The sequence below is a fragment of the Rothia sp. CCM 9418 genome, from assembly GCF_048512825.1.
In the GTDB taxonomy this organism is placed as follows: Bacteria; Actinomycetota; Actinomycetes; order Actinomycetales; family Micrococcaceae; genus Rothia.
This window is the reverse complement of record NZ_JBLXXX010000001.1, coordinates 154,791-176,426: the sequence shown is the minus strand read 5'-3', so window position 1 is coordinate 176,426 and position 21,636 is coordinate 154,791. Positions and strand designations below refer to the sequence as shown.

Here is a 21,636-nt window from a genome sequence, read left to right as displayed (position 1 = left end):
AAATTATGCATAGTAGTGTAAAAACATGCAATAGTGGGGAATGTGTCGAGGATAACGTAACCATAAGGTTTTTCAGCCCTTTAGCAAGAACATACGAGTGCCGAGATGAGCTTTCAACGAAACCATGAAACAATAGCAGATGTGAACCGAGCAGATCTTGATAAGAAAACAGCAGATATTGCCGCAATGTTCGATGACGTTGCCGACCGCTACGACCTCATGAACGGCATCGCATCCCTAGGTCAACACATCTACTGGCGAAAACAAACCGTCGCTGCACTCAACGTTGCACCAGGACAAAAAATACTCGATATCGCAGCAGGTACCGGAACCTCATCCGAACCCCTCGCCGACCGCGGCGCAGACGTCATCGCAGCAGACCTCTCCGAAGGAATGCTCGCCGTCGGACGTCGCCGCCGACCCGACATCTGCTTTATGCAAGCAGACGTCACCCAACTACCCTTCGATGACGAATCCTTCGACGCTGTTACCATGTCATACGGATTACGTAACGTCGCCGAATACCAGCGTGCACTACAAGAACTCTACCGAGTCACCAAACCTGGCGGCAGAATCGTACTCCTCGAATTCTCAACACCCACGTGGAAGCCCTTCCGCACCATCTACCAAAAATACATTATGCGAGCCATTCCGCCGGTTGCACGAGTCATCTCATCTAACCCAGAATCCTACGTCTACCTCGCAGAATCCATTCTGGCATGGCCCACACAAGACCAACTAGCACAAGAATTTGTAGCAGCCGGATGGGAAAACGTAAAATACCGAAACCTCAGCGGCGGCATCGTAGCTATACACCGTGGTTTTAAACCCGGTCGAGGCTTTACTATTGAGAAATAACACTCCGTGAGAAAAAAGAGACTATCTACCGTGACAGACCAAAATAAGTCCCCCGAGACGAACACCTGTGAGCCTAGCATGGTAAACGAACTATTCAACGACATCTCCTACAACCTCCCTAAAGGCTTCGACATCATCGCCCAAGACGAACACCTCGGGCCTCAGATTCTCGAATCCCTCAGCGAAATCGAACAACGCCTCTCCAAAGCCGTAACACAAACCTCCCGTATCGCAGATGTCACCTCGCGACACCTACTCAACGCCGGCGGAAAACGCATCAGACCCCTACTGACACTACTGGCAGCTGCCGCCGGTGGTGGAATCAACGACAAAGTCCTTGACGCCGCAGTCGTCGTTGAGCTCACACATCTTGCAACCCTCTACCACGACGACGTCATGGACGACGCCCCCAAACGCCGAGGCGTAGACACCGCACAAAACATCTGGGGTAACTCTGTAGCTATTCTCACCGGAGACCTCATCTTCTCCCGTGCCTCTCTGATTGTCAGCGACCTTGGCTCTCGCCCCATGTCTGTTCAATCTCAAACCTTTGAACGCCTCGTCCTTGGGCAACTATTCGAGACTTTAGGCCCCGAACCAGATGAAGATATCCTCAGTCATTACATCAAAGTTATTGAGGGTAAAACTGGTTCTCTCATCGCTGCCGCCGGTTCTTATGGCGGTATTCTCTCAGAAGCGCCGGAATCTACCATTCAAACTCTTGCACGATACGGAGAGCTTGTCGGTGTAGCTTTCCAACTAGCTGATGACGTACTCGACATTACCGGCGAAGGTAAAAAATCTGGTAAAACTCCAGGAACAGACCTGCGAGAAGGCGTTCCCACATTGCCGACTATTCTTCTAGAGCAAGAAGCTGAACGTCAAGACAGCTCAGCACAAGAAATCCTTGAGATGATTCGTGGAGATCTCTCGAGTGACGAAGCCTTAGAACGGGCGGTACAAGCATTATCTGCTCACCCTGTAACGGCGCGAGCGTGGAGCATCGCATGCCAATGGGCTGACGACGCTGTTCAGGTGCTTAAATCCTTACCTGATTCGACAGCAAAAGAAGCGCTCATCTCCTTCGCTCACGCTGTTGTTCGCCGTGATTCTTAAACGAATACCAAACCTCTAATACTCAGACTCCTCTCATTCGCGGATGAGGGGAGTCTTTGGTGTGTACCATCCCCTGAAGTCTCAAATAATGAGAAATACCGTAGATTGTCGTTATTTTGACAATAAATCTGGCATTGTAAAGAGTAAATTTTTTACGCAAGTGCGTCATATAAGGCAATCTAACGTAAAACACACATACACACATTGACACAACGACTTGAGGATTACTCCATGGGAGCAACCGCAAAGGCACCAAAGAAACGCGAAAGTTTCTCTAGCCGAAAAGTATTTATCTTCGCCGCTATCGGCTCAGCAGTTGGACTGGGCAATATTTGGCGTTTCCCCTACGTCGCCTACGATCACGGCGGCGGCGCATTTATGATTCCATACCTCGTAGCACTACTTACGGCGGGTCTGCCCTTCCTCTTCTTCGACTACTCTATCGGCCACCGCGGACGCGCATCCTCCCCACTCGCTTTCCGCCGACTCAACCGCAAAACCGAGTTCATCGGTTGGTGGCATATGGGTATCAACTTCATCATCGCCATCTACTATGCAGCTATTCTCGCATGGTCTTTGCGCTATATGCTCTTCTCCCTCAACAGCAGTTGGGGAGAGGATCCAGCCTCATTCTTTACGGGAGAATTTCTCCACGTAGGAGACCCCGCCCTATCCTTTGACTTCGTTCCAGGAATTCTCATTCCTTTAGCACTCATCTGGGCTGTTCTACTGATGGTGATGTCCCTCGGCGTTCAAAAAGGTGTCGGAGCAGCAAACGTTCTCTTCATCCCGCTACTGATCATCATGTTCGTTGTCCTTGTCGCATACTCTCTCACCCTTGAAGGAGCTTTCCAAGGACTTAACGCACTCTTCACCCCGAACTGGGCAGCATTGGCAGACCCCCAAGTATGGGTTGCCGCATACGGGCAGATTTTCTTCTCCCTCTCTGTAGGTTTCGGCATCATGATTACCTACTCTTCTTACCTCAAACCTAAAGCTGACCTCACCGGTTCTGGCGCTGTTGTGGGATTCTCAAACTCTGGCTTTGAACTTCTAGCAGGCATCGGCGTATTCGCGGCATTAGGTTTCATGGCAAACGCTGCAGGAACCGCCGTATCTGAAGTAGCAACCTCCGGTATCGGGCTTGCCTTCATCGCATTCCCCACCATCATCTCTCAAGCCCCTGGTGGAACCGTTATTGGACTGCTCTTCTTCGGTTCACTTCTTTTTGCCGGTTTCACCTCCATGATTTCCATCGTGGAAGTTATTGTTGCTGGTGTCCAAGACAAATTTGGAATGGCTCGACGCAACGCTACCGCACTGGTCATCGTGCCTCTCGCGCTCATCTCCACCGTCTTCATGTCCACGACCTCAGCCCTATACGTACTAGACATCCTCGATAACTTCGTCAACACTTTCGGCATTCTTGCTGCAGGTCTTGTCGCGATCGTTACGGTCGCCTACTTCGTTCGTGGATTGCCGACTTTGCGTGACCACCTCAACCAACACGGTTCTATCAAAGTTGGTGGACTATGGATGGCACTACTAGCAGTCATTACCCCGCTAGTGCTGGGATACACGTTGATTACTACCGTCATCAAACTCATCAACACCCCCTACGAAGGCTACCCCGACTCACTGCTGATTCCTTTCGGGTGGGTCATGTCCATCTTGCTCGTCGTCGTTGCTGTCGTTATCTCTCGTCTGCCCTGGTCGAATAGCTCACGAGCTGCGCTACAGCCACCAGCTCAGCCTGTTAGTGGTGGTGCGGTCATGACCGAATACGTCGACCCCACCCGTACCAACGCACAGAAAGAGGCCTAAAATAATGGAAACTAGCGCCGTTATGATGATGACAACTTCAATCCTCATGATTTGGGGAGGACTCGTTGCCGCAGCAATTAACCTCTCTCGTCACCCCGAGGAAGAAGAAGATAACATCTAATTATCATCGCGAATTCAACGCACATTAAATGGTGTGGGTGGGCTCTCTACAGAGAGCCCACCCACACCATTATGACAAGCAAAAGAACACTAAATACGCACAGCTTCTGCCACTTTTAACACTCTCTATGCAGCTTTAAGAACAGCACGCCTTCTCACCCGTGAATACCGAATTGCGTCAACAGTAAACAACGCAACTGCGATCCACACCAACATAAAACCAATCCAGCGCTCTGCCGTGAGCTGCTCATGAAATACCAAAATTGCAAGGAAGAACTGAATAGTAGGAGTCATATACTGAATAATGCCAACAAGACTCAACGGCAGTTTTGATGCAGCATCAGCAAAGAGCAAAAGGGGCAGCGTCGTCAAAACACCTGAAGCGGCAAGAACCCAAAAGTGAGTAATACCTTCTGAAAATAACGTCAAATGATGTTGCTTCCATAGAACAGATAACACCACAACAGCTACGGGAGCTAAAGCTAACGTTTCAACAGTAAATGCTGCAATAGGTGGAACTTTCCCACCCAACTTATTTTTGACAAGACCATAGAACGCAAAACTAAAAGCAAGGCCTAACCCCAACCACGGAATCTGCCCATAAAGTACACTCATCACCAGCACTGCAACAGCTGCGATAGCCACTGCAACCCATTGAAGTAAACGCAACCTCTCCTGTAAAAAGAACACCCCTAGAAGAACGTTAACCAGCGGATTAATAAAATACCCCAGAGAAGCATCCAGCGTATGTCCGGTGGTCGTGGCAATAACGTAGAACAACCAATTGGCACCAATCAACACCGCAGCAATAGAAAGCACAAGAAGCGTTTTAGGGTTACTAAGAACCTGCCAAAATTTCTGGTACCCGCGCGGTATAAAACATAGAATGACCGCGCATAAAAGCAAAGAAAAAATAACACGGATTGAAACAATCTCGTAGGGGGTAGCTGGCAATGTCAATGCGAAGTACAGCGGAAACGTACCCCAGATAAGATATGCACTAATCGCAGAGACTAAACCAGAACGAGTTCTTGAAGTATGAGAAGCAGAGGAAACCTGCTGCATCGAAGGAGAAGACATAAAAGGTGCGTATTTCTATAAAAGAGGGTGAATAGAAACGGGGAAAAAGTGCCCCCGACTCATAAATATGAGCCGGGGGTACTGTACAAAGAAGAAAAAGACTAGAGCCCGAAGAAACGAGAGAAGAAACCTTTTTTCTCCTGCTGTTCTTTACGTCGTGGACGACGTGCTTCTTCGTGTTGTTCTTCTTCAAGGTCTGGAGCAGAACCTGCAACACGGAATGCACTTGGACGTTCTTCATGCTCTGCGGTGTCAGCATCGTTATCGTCGATAGGTTCTGCTGCCACAGGACGTTCTTCTTCTACGTCGCTGATAATTTCTTCTTCTGCAATTGCAGAAGTTGTAACGCGACCAGGCTGAGCGTCCTCTTTCGGATCTTGGTCGTAAGGCTTCTCGGTATGAGGGTAAACGCGGTCAGTAGTGACAACGCCTTCCACCTCTTCGAGAGTTTCTTCAACAACCTGCTCAGAAGATTCTTCAAGGTTTTGAGGAACTTCTTGTGTCTGAGTGGACTGTGCCAGCTGTTCTTGAGCCTCGCGTTCTGCTTGTTCTTGAACCGCTTGTTGCTGTTCTGCTTCACGAGCGGCAATTTGAGCAGCTGCTTCAGAAGCGGCAATACGCTCAACTTCTTGGCGTTCTGCTGCAGCCTGTTCACGCAATGCAATTGCTTGAGCTGCGCAACGGTTAAGCTCTGCAGAATCGACAACTGGCTCAGCTGCTTCAATACCTGAGATTTTTTGGCCGTCAAACCAGAGGCGGAGTGCCCCATCGGTGGTGGTGATAACGGCGGTAGCCTCAGTATCCCACGCGATATGAGCACCGCGTAGACGAGCATAGGAGTCTACGGCACGCTGATGGTTAACAGCGGTATTTGTTTGGAGAGCTTGAGCCATGACTCGTCCCATACGGTTAATCGTTGGCGCTTCGAGCTCTAAAGCATCACCATCGAGAAGAATCCACGCCTTAACACCTGCACCAGCAGTGATGGGGTAGTGTGCGTAGATACCTGTGAGGGCCTTGGCAGCAAGAGTTACTTGGCGTGCAATGCCGTCAGTAAGTGGAAGTTCATCTGTGGTCAGCTCACCTATAGAGTGCTGCGCTCCCGACTCTCGTGCCTGAATAGCTGCCGAAACTACAGAATCGGGGAAATGTCCCAGTTCTTGCCATGACCAAATCCAAGAACCGCGGTTTTCTGATTCAGTTCCTAAAAGATATGGTGTGAGTTTGACCGAGCTATCAGACTGGAGGGTGAAAGACGGAGCTGAAAAGTCCACAGACCACTCAGATCCGCCACTGAGCTCGGCTAGGCGTGCCTGGTATTCGGTGGAAATAAAGATTGATTCGTCAATCAAATCCTGCAGTGTTTTAGTCATGTGCTTAAGGCTAGCAAAAATTGTGTCTACTGAGCCCCTATTTTTGGTATTTATCTCTGCAAGAACCAGTGTTTTCATCATTTTTTAGAAAGAGAAACACAATTATGAAGAATATCTGACATATATGGATAAACACCTACGGGGTATCACCACCACCACCGCCCCATGCTGAAAGAGTACGCAAGAACACTCCATTATGAGGGGAATTGTCCCCATTTTAAAAATCTTATGAAGACTCAACAATGAGTAGATTCCGTCAAAAAGAGAAAAACTACTCAAAACATTGCTTTAATAAATGAGATAGAGAAACTTTAAAGGCAAGGAATACGAACTTCCCCTATCGGTATCACCTGCGCACTGAGCAAGAAAGACCACCTATGACGAACACACCTCGTTTTCGCAGAGAAGAACGCCCTGCGAAAGTTCAAGAAGCTCTCACCCGTATTGGTAGCTGGCTTCTGAACACGGTTAAAACTGAGCCAGGGTGGAATGAACTTGTCTTTGAACTCAAACCCTTGAGCGGAACCATCTTTGCTCGTATTACAGAAACTCGTGACGAACAAGATTACGTCGGCAGTGTTGGGCCCATTAAAGAAAGCTCCATCGTTATCCCTGAAATTGAGAACCTGCAACACGCTGCCTACGATGAACACGAAGGTACATGGTTTACTGCCACCGTTATTGTGACTGCAGAGAACTGGCCCGAACCTGACTATCAGATAGGGGCGGCCTATAATCGTCAAGATGAGCCTCAAGACTGGGAGGGGGAGGGGCGCATGTCTCGCCAAGACGTGCGATATCACCTCGAACACTTCCCTCGGCACGCAAGCCAGATTCCACAATGGGCACAATTGCGCTTATCAGGACGACTTAAAAGAGACCACGAACCCAACACGGACTCTTGTGAGGTTCCTAACCCTTACCTGAGCGAAGCTCTGTCTCAAGCTCGAGGCAAAGAACGTAGCGACGCTATTGTGGTCAACGTCCTCCGCGCATCTTTAGGCGGGGACTTCCTGCTAGATATTAGTGACTCAACTTTTGTTCCTGCTGGGTCACAGAAAATAGGGCCACGTTCTACAATCCGTTATCGTGTGCTACGCCTTGCAAACGATATGCGTGCTTTATGCCTTTATTCCAGCTCTAAATACGTTAAGGAATTCCATACTCGCTTCACTGAATCCTCTTCTGAACCCGAGATTCTTCGAGAACACGCTTTCAAGGTATATCTTGACTTTTTAGCTGATAAAACCTGTGATGTGGTTGTGATTGATCCGGGCACTGAACACGAGACATTTATTGAGAAACCACAGGTTGCGTGGGTACTGAGTACTCCTCACAACATTCACGTCAAAAGTGCTCTGTTAGATGGTGATATGCAACGTCTATTGGCGGCGCTCACCGCACCCAGCTCTGTCCTTTTGATGGGGGTAAGAGCCGGAGAAGAAGCCCCTCTCTTCGTTCCTGTTCCTGAAGGGCAAGAACCTCAGACAATGTTGGTATTTACCTCGGCTGCGGAGGTGGCTTCAGTCGACCCTCAATTACAGGTGCGTTCTGCTCCTGCGATGGAGGTTTTGGAATTTGCTCAATCTCTGGGTGCTGATGGTGTTCGTATTAACGCGTTGAGTCCGTCAGCTACGTTGCCGATGTCTCAGATTCAAGAGTTGCTCGAGATTGTACGTTCGGCTCAACATATCAGTAATTAGCGCGTGATACCGCTCTTTTGGGGACAAAAACATATACCATCATGCTAGGCCAAAAAATGGCAGTTAAAAACTATTAGGGGCGGTTTGTGGAAAGTATACTAAGGTGGCTAGGCATAACATGTTTTCGCCACTCAAAACTAGTTATCATTGTTTGGGTGCTCATCTTAGGTGTGGCCGGTATTTTTGCGGCGACTTTCTCTCAAGGCGCTCAAAGTAACTACGCTATCCCCGGTGCCACATTCGAAAAAGTTAACGAAAAACTTCACCATGCAATACCAGAAGCTGGCATCAGCTCTGCTTCTATCGTGCTCTCTCGACGCGACGGCAAACCCATTGATTACCAAGAACGTCGGAAGATTCGCCAACTCTCTCTTGAAGTAACAGACCTCCCTGAAGTCGCTTCAGCCTCAAACCCCTTCGAACAGCAAGAAAGTTTAGACGATGGCGCTGAACTACTAGCCCAAGGCACACAACAGCTCACACACGCTAAAGAAGAACTAGCACAAGGACAACAAGCCCTTGCCGGAGCGCTCTCACAGCTTCCTGACTCATCACCCGAATGGGTGACACAAAATGCCCCTGAGCTTGCTCAACAGCAGCAACAGCTAGAACAAAGCCGTGACCGTATCAAAACAGAAGAACAAAAACTTGCTGAAGCTCAACGAGAACTCAACCTTGCCAACGGCGAACGAGTTCTCTCCAAAGAAGGCAATATTGCACTTATCACCCTCACCTTTACCGAAGACGTCCAAGCGCTCTCTAGCGAACAACGTCAAAAAATCTTCGACATCTTCAACACCCTAGAAAACTATGGAATTGATGTCGACTACAGCAACGAACTAGCACAAGACGTCTCTGGGGTCTTTGGCGCCTCAGAAACTATTGGCTTAGTTGTTGCTGCTATTGTCCTACTCGCCACCTTAGCGTCTGTTATTGCTGCTGGTCTTCCTGTTCTCATTGCGCTAGTAGGTTGTGGTGTTGGAGTGCTACTAGTCTTTGCCAGCACACTCATCATCCCCATGACCTCAACAGACCCCGTTCTCGCGTTAATGCTCGGGCTAGGTGTTGGTATCGACTACGCATTGTTGATCATTCATCGACATCGAGAATTCCTCACTGAAGGAAACACACTCATCATTTCAGCTGTTAAAGCTAATATGACCGCTGGGCATTCCGTCGTATTTGCTGGTGCAACGAATATCGTTGCTCTATCTGCGTTGAGCCTGACAGGTATCCCTTTCTTGAGCATTATGGGGCTAGCTGGTGCTTTTACCGTAGGCGTTATCGTACTGGTAGCAATTACTCTTACCCCCGCACTGTTAGCTCTTGTTGGTGTGCGTATTCTCTCTGCACAACAACAAAAGACCTTAGGGCAGGGCCAGCCTCACGATAATAAAGAAGAAAAACTCGTGAAAGCTGAGCGCGGATGGGGCGCATTCGTGACTCGACACCCTGTTATGATGACCGTCTTATCATTGACTCTGCTTGCTCTAGCTATTATTCCCATGGGGACGTTGCGCCTTGGGCTGCCGGACGGCTCATATCAGAGTCAAGATAGCACCGCATACCGAAGCTACGAAAAAATTGCTGACACTTTTGGCCCTGGCGCAAATGGAAGAATCTATGCTGTGGCAACAACGCCTGTAGGCACAGATGCGGCTGGTGCTCATGCTATTGGCGTTGACGTTGCCGAACACCTCAAAATATCTGGTATTCGCTCCGCAGCAGTATCAGCCATTAGCAAAGACTCTTCAGTTGTCGTAGTGGCATTGACTCCTGAAACTGGCCCTGCCGATGAACAAACAGTCTCAACAGTTCATCAGCTACATAAGGATTTACCACAGGTAGAGAACCTGACTCGAACACAAATCGGTTTAAGCGGGCAGACCGTTGCCAACATCGAAATATCTGATCGTATTTCTCAGGCAGTACCCCTATACCTGACGGTTGTCTTGTTATTGTGTCTGATCATCATGACGGTAGTGTTCAAATCCTTACTCATACCGCTAATGGCAACCGTCGGATTTTTAATGTCTACCTTGGCTGCTTTTGGGGCAGTCGTGTTGGTCTACCAATGGGGCTGGCTTGGAATGCTTTTCGGTGTTACACATCCTGGGCCAATTCTTGCCTTTTTACCGATTCTTCTGGTGGGCGTACTTTTTGGGCTCTCTGTGGACTACCAAATTTTTATTGTTTCAGGAATGAGAGACGCTTATCGTGAGGGCTTCACCGCTCGTGAAGCTGTCAAAGTTGGTTACACTCAAGGCGGCAAAGTTGTTACGGCTTGCGGAATTATTATGATTTCTGTATTCGCAGGTTTCGTCTTCTCTCACCTGACGGTTGTTCGTCCTATCGGTTTTGCTCTAGCTATTGGCGTGGCAATGGACGCATTCTTGGTACGCACAACCTTCATCCCCGCAACAATGCATCTGCTGGGTGAAAAAGCATGGTGGCTACCAGCATCTCTCAAGAAGGTTCTGGGAACGGCAGAAGTTACGTCACAGAGCTTTGAGAATCTCGACGAATACGTACGAGAAAATAAACCTCGACATCTCAAGGGCTAGATTACCGGAAGAAGTTTAGCCTGCCGATAGATTGTGCCAACGACAAGGCCCTTGGCTCTTAGCGCATGCTCAAACGTCTTGGCTGCGAAAACAAAAACAGCTATCTAGCGTCAACAAGAACTACCAAAACTACAAGTTAAACTAAGGAGTGGCTGTCACAAGGAATCATCTTGTGACAGCCACTCCTTTTACCCTAAACAGTTAGGGTGAGTACACGAGCTTAGCTCATCTGAGCAATCGCTTCACGAACACGTGCTCCAAGTTCCTCATGAACAGAATCCCAGTACTTCAACGCACGTTCGCGGATATCGTCATTGCGAACTGCGCCAACGTGTCCAGCGATGTTAGAAACGAGACGTGCACGTTCCTCATCGTTCATGGTTACAGCGTACAAAGAGCGTGCCTGACCGAAATCATCGTCTTCTGCGTGCAAGGATGCTGCCGCACGAACAAGCTCACCATCTGCTTCCCAAGAACCTTCGCCTGCACGCTCAGCATCAGCGTGAGGACCACCTAGGCTGTTTGGCGCGTAAGAAGGTACTGATGGATCGTTGAAGCTGTAACGCATGGTTCCATCTTGAGAATAGTTATTGACGGGTGCCGCCTTTGCAGAGTTAACAGGTAGCTGAGCAAAGTTGGTGCCAACACGGTAACGGTGCGCATCTGGGTAAGAGAAGATACGTCCGAGCAACATCTTGTCGGGAGATGCTGCGATACCGGGAACGAAGTTTGAGGGGGAGAATGCAGCCTGCTCAATTTCAGCGAAGAAATTCTGTGGGTTGCGGTTGAGAGTAAGAGTACCAACCTTAATCAGCGGGTAGTCAGAGTGTGGCCATACCTTAGTCAAGTCGAAGGGGTTGAAACGGTAGTTCTTAGCATCTTCATAAGGCATGATCTGAACATGCAAAGTCCATGAAGGGAATTCGCCGCGGTCAATAGACTCGAAGAGGTCACGACGGTGGTAGTCAGCGTCTTTACCTGCGAGTTCTTCTGCTTCTTGAGCAGTGAGGAAGTCGTTGCCTTGGTTGGTCTTGAAGTGGTACTTCACCCAGAAGCGTTCACCTTCAGCGTTAATCCACTGGAAGGTGTGGGAGCCGAACCCGTCCATGTGGCGTAGGGTCTTGGGGATACCGCGGTCGCCCATCAACCATGTGACTTGGTGTGCTGATTCGGTGCGAAGTGACCAGAAATCCCACTGCATATCGTTATCGCGTAGACCGGTTTGGGGTAGACGCTTCTGAGAGTGAATGAAGTCTGGGAACTTGATAGCGTCACGGATGAAGAAGATGGGGGTGTTGTTGCCGACGATGTCGTAGTTACCCTCAGTGGTGTAGAACTTAACGGCAAAACCGCGAGGGTCACGCCAGGTATCAGGTGAGCCTTGCTCTCCTGCAACCGTGGAGAAACGTACGAGAGTTTCGGTTTCTACGCCGGGCTGGAAGAGTGCTGCACGGGTGTATGCGGAGACGTCTTCAGTTGTTTTGAAAACACCGTATGCGCCGGTTCCTTTAGCGTGGACAACACGTTCGGGTACGCGCTCGCGGTTGAATTGTGCGAGCTTTTCTACGGTGTATGCATCGTGAAGAACGATAGGGCCGTTGTTGCCTACGGTGAGGGAGTTGTTGTCGGAGGCGACGGGTGTGCCTGTGGTTGTGGTGGTAAAAGTTCCGATGGTTTCGGTCATGACTTTTCTTCCTTTATTTTTTGTGAGGTGTTGAGAGGGCCATATGTGGGGAAGGCCCTCTCTGTTCCTGTTGTGTGATTAGTGTGTGTGAAGTTCTGCTGCTTGGCGTTGTTGTTCTTGTGCCACGGAGCGTTCTTGCTCTGTTTGGCAGTCTTGGCAGATTCCTTGGTAGAGGACGTCTGCTGAGATTAACGCCATCCCGTGGTGGTCACTGGGCGTGAGGCACGGGGAAGCACCTATTGCGCAATCAACATCTTGAACTTTTCCGCATCGGATGCAGAAGGCGTGGTGGTGATTGTCTGCAGTACGTGTTTCGTAGAGTGCAGGTGTTCCAGGCGGTTCGAATTTGCGGAGCATATTGATACTGACGAGGTCTGCAAGGATGACGTATACAGACTGGACAGTGATAGTTGGTAGCTCTTCTCGGACGGCTGCAACAATATCTTCTGCGGTAGCATGCGGGTGCTTATGTGCTGCTACGAGTACCGCTAGGCGTTGCTTTGTGACGCGACGGCCTTTGGTGCGTAGCGTTGCTGTCCATGCTTGTGTGAGTGACTCTCTGTCGAGGGTCTGCATGGTGTGATGCATAAGGTCACCTTTCATGGTCCACCTGAGTGTTTTATTCTGACTATTTCATAATAGCAGATATGACTTACTCATAATAGCAGAATGAGAAAAAAGTTTTCCAGCGCGAAGTTTTCCGCCGAAAACAAGAAAATCCAAAAAACTTTTTTCTCTATTACGCCTAGCCAAAAGCACTATTTTAGTGGGGCAGAATTTTTTTGGAAAGTTTTTTATTTTTTCGCGTCACGATTTGCCGTTCTTCCGCTCTTAATAAGTGACGGCGTAAAAACCGTTGAATCAGCAAAGAACGATGTTCGGATCGCAGCAGGCACAGAGCCTGTAAGCACCGGCGGTTACGAATCGATTCAGAGTGGAATAACTTAGGGAAGCCACTTGCTAAAACTTTGCTGAAAACAGTAAAGACGCTGCACGCAAGCTAGAGTCTTTGCAAAAGAAAAGGGCTGCAATGTCGGAATATCTTTAGGGAACCGAGATTGTCTATCACATAACAAATAGTAGGTATCTGCATGGTAGGGCATGTAGTTTAGGGAATACCTACTCATATGGTGAGAGAACTATGAAAAGTTCCTTCATCAACACTGTAAAACGCCACCGGCAAGCTTAAGCATCACATTAGGGAGTGATGCGCTTGCCGGTGGTTGTGTTACTTACGCTGTATTTGCCGTAATATTTAGGTATAATCTAGATACTTTATCTAAAGTGGAAACTTCACATACGGTTTATTTCCCCAATAGATACCTCAAAGAAGTGGTGGAAAAGAACCATCGTTCTCAGCGCAACAAGACTTGGCGTGTCTGCGCTGCACTGAAATGCAGGAAACTGAACATGCAAAAGCAACATACTTTTAGCAACCCAGAAGAAACCGACGAGTTTCTTCTATCGCTCGTTCGCGATGGAGACGTTGAAGCTTATAGCAAGCTCTATAATCGTTATCACCCCATGGCGAGAGCTATTGCTTTTAAACATACTTCAGATGCCCACCGCGTAGATGATATCGTCTCTGAGAGTTTTACCCGGATCTTGCATGCACTCGAGAGCGGAAAAGGACCTCACTCCTATATGGGAGGCTACCTTGCCACAACTATCGCCCACCTAGCTGGCGAATTCGGGTTGCTCTCTCAACGTGAGATTCCTAGCGAAGAAGAACACCTTGAAGCTATGGGAACCCTCGACGAAACCGTCGTTAAACTCCATGATTCTGACGAAGTGATTTCTGCTTTCACCTCTTTGCCGGAACGCTGGCAGACTGTCTTATGGTTAACCGAAATCGAAGCAAAAAAACCTCAAGAAATTGCTTCTGCGATGAACCTGTCCCCGAACGCAGTCTCTGCTCTATCTCTTCGCGCTAAAACTAGCCTCAAAGAAGGCTTCCTACGTGCACATCAAAACACTCCTCAAACACCAGACTGTAAACGTTTTTCAAGCCATATTAGCCCGTACGTTCTCGGCTCATTAACCCAAAAACGTAGTGATGCTCTACGCCTACATCTTGAAGGTTGTTCTCACTGTACTGGTGAATATCTATCACTTGTTGACGTCAGCAAGTCCATGCGTAGCTGGGTCTTCCCTGTTCTCGCCGGTCTCTCTGTCTGGGGAACCGATGGTCTTGCGATTATCGCTCCAACCTTTACCGCTGCTGCCGGCGGTACGGCTGCCGGCGCTGGACTTATGGGAACCTCCGCTGCGGTAGCCAATAGCAGTGGAGCCTCCGGCGCTGGAACTCTTAGCTTTCTCTCTCCTAAAACGTGGGGGACCAAAGGGCAAGCTGTGGCAGGTGTTGCTGCTGCAACGGTAGCCGCAGTTGCGATTAGTGGGGGCATTATTGTCTCGAGCCAATCAACTTCTCGTGATTCTCAAGAGCCTGTTATCAGTGCTGAAGGAATTTCGTCTGCTCCAGCACCAACACCAATACCCGATGTTTCTGAACCTCCAGCAAAACCTGCAGAACCAATAACATCCCCCGAATCTTCCGCTGAAAAGAACGACGAATCGCCCTCTTCTGCTGGGGGTTCAACGCCGTCTCCAAATACTGAGCAAAAAACATCTGATGCTGCTCCTGCTAGTACCGCAACAATATCTCAACCGGTATCGGCACCATCTACACCTCAAAAATCTGCCTCTGTTCAGGAAGCTGTGCAGACCCCACCGACTCCGCGAGTTGTTGAACTCCCTGTGATTGAAGCGCCTGCTCCTGTGCAGAAACAAGACGATGAGCCATCTGTTTTTGTCGATAATTCAGCTCCTGTTATTTCAGTTCGTAGTGGGGGGAGCTCTTCTGCTGTTTCAGAAGCTCCTCGTGAGCCGGTCAAGAAGGTACCGGAGGTTGTTTCTACCGCTTCTCCGGTTTCGGAGCCTAAAACTGTAGACGCTACTGAAATGGCAGGTACTCTTCAACCGCATTCTGTTGAGCCTGCTTTGGAGGATAATGTTCCTTCTCCTGTTGGAGGAGACCGTAGTGAGGAGGTAGTCCTTCCTACTCCGGCAGATTCTCAGGATGCTGATGAATCAGGTACTGTCGCTGGTAATGATGAGTGGGCTGTTCGCTCTGCTAGAAGTGGCGGGGTATCAGATCCTATGATGCCGGCCGACCCGACACAACCGGCCGACCCAACACAACCGGCCGACCCAACACAACCGGCCGACCCAACACAACCGGCCGACCCAACACAACCGGCCGACCCAACACAACCAGTCGACCCGACACAACCAGTCGACCCGACACAACCGGCCGACCCAACACAACCAGTCGACCCGACACAACCAGTCGACCCGACACAACCAGTCGACCCAACACAACCAGTCGACCCGACACAACCAGTCGACCCAACACAACCAGTCGACCCAACACAACCAGTCGACCCGACACAACCAGTCGACCCGACACAACCAGTCGACCCGACACAACCGGCCGACCCGACACAACCAGTCGACCCGACACAACCGGCCGACCCGACACAACCGGCCGACCCAACACAACCGGCCGACCCAACACAACCGGCCGACCCAACACAACCGGCCGACCCAACACAACCAGTCGACCCAACAGAACCTGGCACACCAGATGAAGGTGATAACGGAACAGACGGTGAAGCTGAGGGCTACTGGCGCCCCGAAGCAGGCGACAGTTTCTGGGATGACAACGAAGATAATGACACCCCGACACAACCAGATGACACCGTACCGCCTCCGTATTATGGTCTTATTCCCGAACCTATCAGTGAAGATACCGGAACACCTGAAGAAAACCCTCAGCCTGAAATAGGCGAAGATGAAGGTGAAGAAACCTTTGTTCCAGGATGGTACAACACTGAAGAATACAGGCAATGGAGTCGTAGCATTCCGTGGGATGACTTTGGAAGAACTGACGTTCCAACAAACGTTCAATGCGTTCTAAACTACACAGTATTCGGCGACCCAGAAGAAAACATTTATACAGATATCGTATGGATGCCTTCTGCCGTCCTAAATTCCGAATACACCTATTACGTCCTTGCTGCGTTCTATAACGTCCGTGAGATTGAATCAATCTCTTGTATCGATAACGGAACGAGCGTCGGCTCAAGAATTTAACGTCTTAATCAGATGGCGGTGTTCTCTTGCGCTTGCAGGGAACACCGCCATCTTTTGAGAAAAATCAATAAAATATTCAGGATTTCCATATATTCTTTGAAGAAAAGAAGACTACAAGGAATTGAAGAACATGCATAGTCATCACAATGGACTCAAAACCTCTGTCCTTATGGGGTCAATGGTAGGGTTCCTACTCTTTGTCGGTTATCTTCTCTCATCGATGATGAATAATAGTGCGTTTATCTGGATATTTGCACTGATGAGCGTCGGTAGTGTGATGTACACCTATTGGAACTCTGCCTCTGTCGCTATCCGCTCAATGAATGCCTACCCCGTAACCCGTGAACAAGTTCCAGGGCTTTACAAAATTGTTGAAGAGCTCTCTACACGAGCAGGTCAGCCTATGCCCGCTCTATACGTTGCCCCGACGATGACTCCTAACGCTTTTGCGACAGGACGCAACCCCCAGAACGCGGCGGTTTGCTGCACTGAAGGTATTTTGCAGCTTCTGGACGAGCGAGAAATGCGTGGTGTCCTCGGACACGAGCTAATGCACGTGTATAACCGTGACATTCTGACAAGCTCTGTCGCTGCTGCTATTGCCTCTGTTATTACGTCTATTGCTCAATATCTTGGCTTTGCCGGAATGTTTGGGGGAGGAGATCGCGAAGGTCGCGGGCAAAATATGCTCGTCGCATTATTGTTATCGTTCTTAGCTCCTATCGCTACTGGTGTGATTCAGATGTCCATTAGCCGTACCCGCGAATACGATGCCGACGAAGACGGCGCTCGACTTACTGGAGACCCTCTTGCGTTAGCTTCTGCTTTGCATAAATTAGAACATGGGGTAAGCCGATACCCTATGTCTGCCGAAAACCCTAAAGTGGTCAACACCGCGTCAATGATGATTGCTCAGCCGTTCCGAGGAGCTGATTTACAGCGACTTATGGCAACACATCCTCCGATGAAAGATCGTATTGCTCGCCTTGAAGCGCAGGCTCGTAGTATGGGGCAGCTATAAAATATTTGGTATAAAACCTCATAAAAATAGTGGTGGCACAGCAAAATTGCTGTGCCACCACTATTTTGGTGTATCAAACAAAACCATATTAAATGGTTCGAACCTTTAATCTGTTATCGGTAGTTAACGAATTGAAGGTCAACCTCCAAATCTGCACCTTTGAGCAACGCAATAACATCTTGAAGATCATCGCGTGATTTAGACGAAACTCGTAGTTCATCGCCTTGGATGGTTGCCTTAACTCCCTTAGCGCCTTCTTCGCGAATGAGCTTAGAAATCTTTTTAGCTTGGTCTTGGGCAATGCCCTCTTTAATAGAACACTCAATACGGAACTCTTTGCCAGAAGCGTATGGGTCACCGGCGTCAAGAGACTTCAAAGAAATGCCGCGCTTGACAAGTTTTGACTGGAAAACGTCGAGTACAGCTAGGGCACGTTCTTCGGAGTTTGCTTTGATGAGGATTTTTTCTCCAGAGAAGTTAATGTCGGCTCCTACTCCTCGGAAATCATAACGCTGTGAGACTTCTTTTTGAGCTTGATTCAATGCGTTAGATACTTCTTGCTTGTCGACTTTAGAAACAACGTCAAACGATGATTCGCTTGCCATAAGAAATACTCCTTTAGATGTATGAAGATGCGATTCTCCTGCTCTAGATAAAAGCAACGAGAAATATTGCATCGGCTGTTATAGATAACGGTACATGTTTTGCTCTGTTTCTGCTGGTGGTATACCAAAAAAATTGTTATGAATATGTGACCTAACTGTCAGCTAGTGTTCACCTTAAACAGCGATGATAGAGCTATGACAAAAAATCGTTGTGGTGACACTCTTGCTCAATGTGATGTTTTGAATACTCACAAGGACGTGAGCTCAGATATCTCAGAGCACCATGGTGTCGACCCATCATCTGATGAATTAGTTAAGAGCCTTTCGGCTGTAGAACCTTGTTTCTATGAGTCTCTTGAGACCTTAGGAGAAACTCTCGAAAGTGAGTATCTTGTGGAACGTTTTGAGGGTGTGAAACAGAACCTTATTCGGGAGATTCGGGGGCAAATGTGTACTGAGGAACAAGCCTATGCGTATTTAGAAAACTTTGAGATGAGGTTGTTGCAAGAACAAGAGCTGATGGCTCAGACTGTCTAGCCCCACACTGGAATGTAGTAACTTTTGTCACAAAATGCTGTTTCGGTTTTTGTTTTCACCAAATATCCGGTAGTGTAGTCACGTTCGCTCATGCGAATACCAGTCATTAGAAATAATGATTCTGGCAGATTACCCGAGCGGCCAAAGGGGGCTGACTGTAAATCAGCTGGCACTGCCTACGGGGGTTCGAATCCCTCATCTGCCACAAGCTAAAACCCACCTCCTAGGAGGTGGGTTTTCTTGTATCTATAAGCCGATATCTCATCTCTTGAGATAATAAAGAGCTGTTTATGCCTCTATTTTCTGCGCTACGCTCACTCAGATATTCTTTGAGAGTGAAACCGTATTGTGCTAGATAAACATCTGCAGGTAGGGTGACAACTATGGCTACTATAGAAATAAATCAAGAAAACCTCACCGAAAAAGTACAGTCAAGCGACATCATGCTTCTGGACTTTTGGGCAGAATGGTGCGGTCCTTGCCAGCAATTTTCTCCCGTGTTTGAGGAAGCCTCCGAAAAACACCCCGATATTACCTTCGGAAAAATCAACACCGAAGAACAACAAGAACTAGCAGCAGCAGCGAGTATCTCGTCCATCCCCACACTCATGGCATTCCGTGAAGGTGTACTCGTCTTCTCTCAGCCCGGCGCACTTAACGCAAAACAACTTGAACAAGTTATTCAAGCCGTACGCGAACTAGATATGGAAGAAGTTCACCAACAAGTTGCCCAGCAACAAGAAGCAGAAGAAAACTCCTAAACGGAGGTACACCACCATACTCGGTGTCTAACCTAAGACACTATAGGGGTGAGTTAATCCACTGCTCTTCTAGCGGATTAACCCACCCCTAATTTTTATATCTACTACCCTCTAAAGCGCACGAAAACTTCGGCGAAAAAGTTATCCTACATTCTGTACATGTTTGCTCAAGATTCTTTACCGCATAAGAGCACGCAACACCTTGGAGAGAACAACACCCCATGACAGCCACGGCAAAGACCTCAGACTCACAATCTGCTCAAGAACAGCCTCATCAATCTTTGCTGTCATTCATATCTACGTCTCGACTCACTGCATGGACTCTTGCGTTCGCCCTTTTCGCGTTCTATAGCCTGTACTCCTATTTTCAATATGTGCACTACCACACCCCCTCATGGGACTTAGGAATCTTCTCTCAACTAGCGCAAGAATATTCGCAACTACATTTTCCACCTATCGTAGACATCAAAGGATCAGGGTTTAACCTCTGGGGAGACCACTTTCACCCCATCTTGATAATTCTTGGACCCATCTACGCGCTCTTTCCATCTCCAGCAACACTCCTTTACGTGCAGAACGCTTTAGTAGCGTATTCTGCTTATCTCCTCTGCCGTTACGCCCAACAGGTGATTCCTCCTATCGGAGCCATCACGCTAACTATCGCCTACGGGCTAAGCTTCGGCGTGCAAAATGCGGTATCAGTACAATTCCACGAAGTGGCTTTTGCCCTGCCTTTTCTCTGTGCCTCTTTAGGGAACATCGTCCTAAGCCAAAAGACCTCAGAACCAGTAAAAAACCTCAAACGAGCCTGCTACTGGGCGATGCCGATAGCTTTCGTCAAAGAAGACCTCGGTATCACAGTTGCTACGATTGCCCTCGTTATTGCTATTCGTGCTGGAACCATAACTTCCATCCACCAAAGACTATTTCCCTCTGCATCCTCGGCCCCGCCGGTACCACAACGTATGCTTCATGCAACACGTACCATTAATCGTCACGATGGTTCGTTGCATGCTGTACTGCTACTGTTCTGGGGAATTATGTGGTCGCTACTTTCTGTCCTCGTCATCCTGCCCGCCTACAACAGTGGAGGAGTATTCGACTACTCAGATAAACTCAACCTCTCTGAAATACTCTCGGATCCTTTACAATCTTTCGGACTGCTGTTCTACCCCTGGCAAAAAACTCTGACTCTGGTGTTGTTACTCTTCTCTGGAGTTTTTCTATGGGTCCTTTCCCCCTTGGCGCTTATCGCGTTACCGACAATACTCTGGCGTTTTCTATCACCGCATGAATCGTATTGGGCGCCAACCTGGCATTATTCTTTGGTCCTTATGCCCATTGTGTTTATGGCCCTGCTGGACGCACTTTTGTCGATGCACCGTTTTGCACCGTTACGTTATCTCAGCGCTAAAGCTCAACACCTTTTTGCTCTATCGACTCAACGTGCTCAAGAGCTAACTCGTACAAGCTTTTTATGGTTGGCGTTTCTTATCGTTATTGTTTCTTTCCCTTACCAACCATTATGGAAAATCACCCACACCGGCTTCCTATCATCTTCGTTGAGCGTTGAAGAGTATGAAAAACAACAAGCATTAGAATCTATTCCGGCCCATAGCTCCGTAGCTTCTGATTTATCTCTTTTGACATATCTCGTGCCCGAACACCAAGTTTTCTGGATTGGAGATAAGACACATAACGCCCATCCTCAATACGTTGTCATTGACCGTGCTGGGGGAGGATGGGGAAAATCTGCCCCCAAAGATCCTGCACATTATGCACGAAAATATTTTGGTGGAAACTACCGCGAATATCAGCGGTTTGGCACAATTTATGTACTCGAGAGAGTCGGGGCATAAACTGCTTTTAGTGTCGGTTCTGTCACCCGATTCCCTAAAACTTCGTTTTATACGGTAAGGTAAACAACGTACATTACCGGTTTCCCATAAACACAGATGCGCGCGCCGACCGACTGAAAACAGGCGCTTAATCAGAAACTGGCTAACAACTATCATGTTGTCAGCCTGAGAGAAACAGCTCGCTTTTATACGCGCAAACCTTTTAAAACACTCCGTCCGTTATCTCATTACGAGTTTTCATGGAGTTCACGTTTCCGCTGGAATTATTTTCACCGCGGAGGATATAAGGTAGCGCCGAATAGTAGATGGCGCACCCAACTACGCGAGCAGGGAGTCCCGGTTACCTGCACCCTAAAAATTGGGTGCAACCGACCCC

16 protein-coding genes and 1 tRNA gene are annotated in these 21,636 nt (G+C 48.5%); 12 read left to right on the top strand and 5 right to left on the bottom strand.

Features of this window, described 5'->3' with window-relative positions; translation table 11 throughout:
* The first annotated feature begins 105 nt into the window (after nucleotides 1–105).
* From ACN083_RS00810 to ACN083_RS00795, 4 genes are all read left to right on the top strand, one after another.
* The gene (locus tag ACN083_RS00810; protein WP_419100935.1) at nucleotides 106–858 is read left to right on the top strand and encodes a demethylmenaquinone methyltransferase; all 753 of its coding nucleotides are present in this window, start codon (nucleotides 106–108) and stop codon (nucleotides 856–858) included.
* 78 nt (nucleotides 859–936) lie between these two features.
* The gene (locus ACN083_RS00805) at nucleotides 937–1,974 is read left to right on the top strand and encodes a polyprenyl synthetase family protein (RefSeq protein WP_419101290.1); all 1,038 of its coding nucleotides are present in this window, start codon (nucleotides 937–939) and stop codon (nucleotides 1,972–1,974) included.
* 231 nt (nucleotides 1,975–2,205) lie between these two features.
* A complete protein-coding gene (locus ACN083_RS00800; protein ID WP_419100934.1) occupies nucleotides 2,206–3,798 on the top strand; it encodes a sodium-dependent transporter in 1,593 nt (530 codons plus the stop codon).
* A gap of 4 nt (nucleotides 3,799–3,802) precedes the next feature.
* Nucleotides 3,803–3,919 carry a methionine/alanine import family NSS transporter small subunit gene (locus ACN083_RS00795; protein ID WP_419100933.1) on the top strand — a complete coding sequence of 39 codons (117 nt, stop codon included), beginning with the start codon at nucleotides 3,803–3,805 and terminating at the stop codon, nucleotides 3,917–3,919.
* Nucleotides 3,920–4,044: 125 nt separating this feature from the next.
* Here the strand turns inward: ACN083_RS00795 and rarD are convergent, their stop codons facing one another.
* Nucleotides 4,045–4,998 (bottom strand): EamA family transporter RarD, encoded by a 954-nt coding sequence (gene rarD / locus ACN083_RS00790; protein WP_419100932.1) that lies wholly within the window; start codon nucleotides 4,996–4,998, stop codon nucleotides 4,045–4,047.
* 101 nt (nucleotides 4,999–5,099) lie between these two features.
* Nucleotides 5,100–6,371, bottom strand: coding sequence for a DUF6882 domain-containing protein (locus ACN083_RS00785; RefSeq protein WP_419100931.1), 1,272 nt, complete (start codon nucleotides 6,369–6,371; stop codon nucleotides 5,100–5,102).
* A gap of 377 nt (nucleotides 6,372–6,748) precedes the next feature.
* Here ACN083_RS00785 and ACN083_RS00780 point away from each other — a divergent pair, with 377 nt between their 5' ends.
* Nucleotides 6,749–8,074 carry an SseB family protein gene (locus ACN083_RS00780; protein WP_419100930.1) on the top strand — a complete coding sequence of 442 codons (1,326 nt, stop codon included), beginning with the start codon at nucleotides 6,749–6,751 and terminating at the stop codon, nucleotides 8,072–8,074.
* A 155-nt stretch (nucleotides 8,075–8,229) separates the two neighbouring features.
* Entirely contained in the window at nucleotides 8,230–10,638 is a 2,409-nt protein-coding gene (locus ACN083_RS00775; protein ID WP_419100929.1) for an MMPL family transporter, read from the top strand.
* A gap of 220 nt (nucleotides 10,639–10,858) precedes the next feature.
* Here the strand turns inward: ACN083_RS00775 and ACN083_RS00770 are convergent, their stop codons facing one another.
* Nucleotides 10,859–12,322, bottom strand: a complete 1,464-nt coding sequence (locus ACN083_RS00770) for a catalase (protein WP_419100928.1) — start codon at nucleotides 12,320–12,322, stop codon at nucleotides 10,859–10,861.
* 78 nt (nucleotides 12,323–12,400) lie between these two features.
* Nucleotides 12,401–12,910 carry a Fur family transcriptional regulator gene (locus ACN083_RS00765; RefSeq protein ID WP_419100927.1) on the bottom strand — a complete coding sequence of 170 codons (510 nt, stop codon included), beginning with the start codon at nucleotides 12,908–12,910 and terminating at the stop codon, nucleotides 12,401–12,403.
* 822 nt (nucleotides 12,911–13,732) lie between these two features.
* Between ACN083_RS00765 and ACN083_RS00760 the strand changes: the two genes are divergently transcribed.
* On the top strand, nucleotides 13,733–16,477 hold the full coding sequence (locus tag ACN083_RS00760; RefSeq protein ID WP_419100926.1) for a sigma-70 family RNA polymerase sigma factor: 2,745 nt from the start codon (nucleotides 13,733–13,735) through the stop codon (nucleotides 16,475–16,477).
* A gap of 130 nt (nucleotides 16,478–16,607) precedes the next feature.
* Entirely contained in the window at nucleotides 16,608–17,498 is an 891-nt protein-coding gene (gene htpX, locus ACN083_RS00755; RefSeq protein WP_419100925.1) for a zinc metalloprotease HtpX, read from the top strand.
* Nucleotides 17,499–17,611: 113 nt separating this feature from the next.
* Here the strand turns inward: htpX and ACN083_RS00750 are convergent, their stop codons facing one another.
* Nucleotides 17,612–18,103 carry a YajQ family cyclic di-GMP-binding protein gene (locus ACN083_RS00750; RefSeq protein WP_419100924.1) on the bottom strand — a complete coding sequence of 164 codons (492 nt, stop codon included), beginning with the start codon at nucleotides 18,101–18,103 and terminating at the stop codon, nucleotides 17,612–17,614.
* A gap of 195 nt (nucleotides 18,104–18,298) precedes the next feature.
* Between ACN083_RS00750 and ACN083_RS00745 the strand changes: the two genes are divergently transcribed.
* The 4 genes from ACN083_RS00745 to ACN083_RS00730 all read left to right on the top strand — a co-directional run bounded on the left by ACN083_RS00745 (nucleotide 18,299) and on the right by ACN083_RS00730 (nucleotide 21,260).
* On the top strand, nucleotides 18,299–18,640 hold the full coding sequence (locus ACN083_RS00745; protein ID WP_419100923.1) for a hypothetical protein: 342 nt from the start codon (nucleotides 18,299–18,301) through the stop codon (nucleotides 18,638–18,640).
* A 123-nt stretch (nucleotides 18,641–18,763) separates the two neighbouring features.
* Nucleotides 18,764–18,845: transfer RNA gene (locus ACN083_RS00740), tRNA-Tyr, on the top strand.
* Between the two features lie 178 nt (nucleotides 18,846–19,023).
* Entirely contained in the window at nucleotides 19,024–19,401 is a 378-nt protein-coding gene (gene trxA / locus ACN083_RS00735) for a thioredoxin (protein ID WP_419100922.1), read from the top strand.
* A gap of 221 nt (nucleotides 19,402–19,622) precedes the next feature.
* Nucleotides 19,623–21,260, top strand: a complete 1,638-nt coding sequence (locus ACN083_RS00730) for a DUF2079 domain-containing protein (protein ID WP_419100921.1) — start codon at nucleotides 19,623–19,625, stop codon at nucleotides 21,258–21,260.
* Nucleotides 21,261–21,636 lie beyond the last annotated feature (376 nt).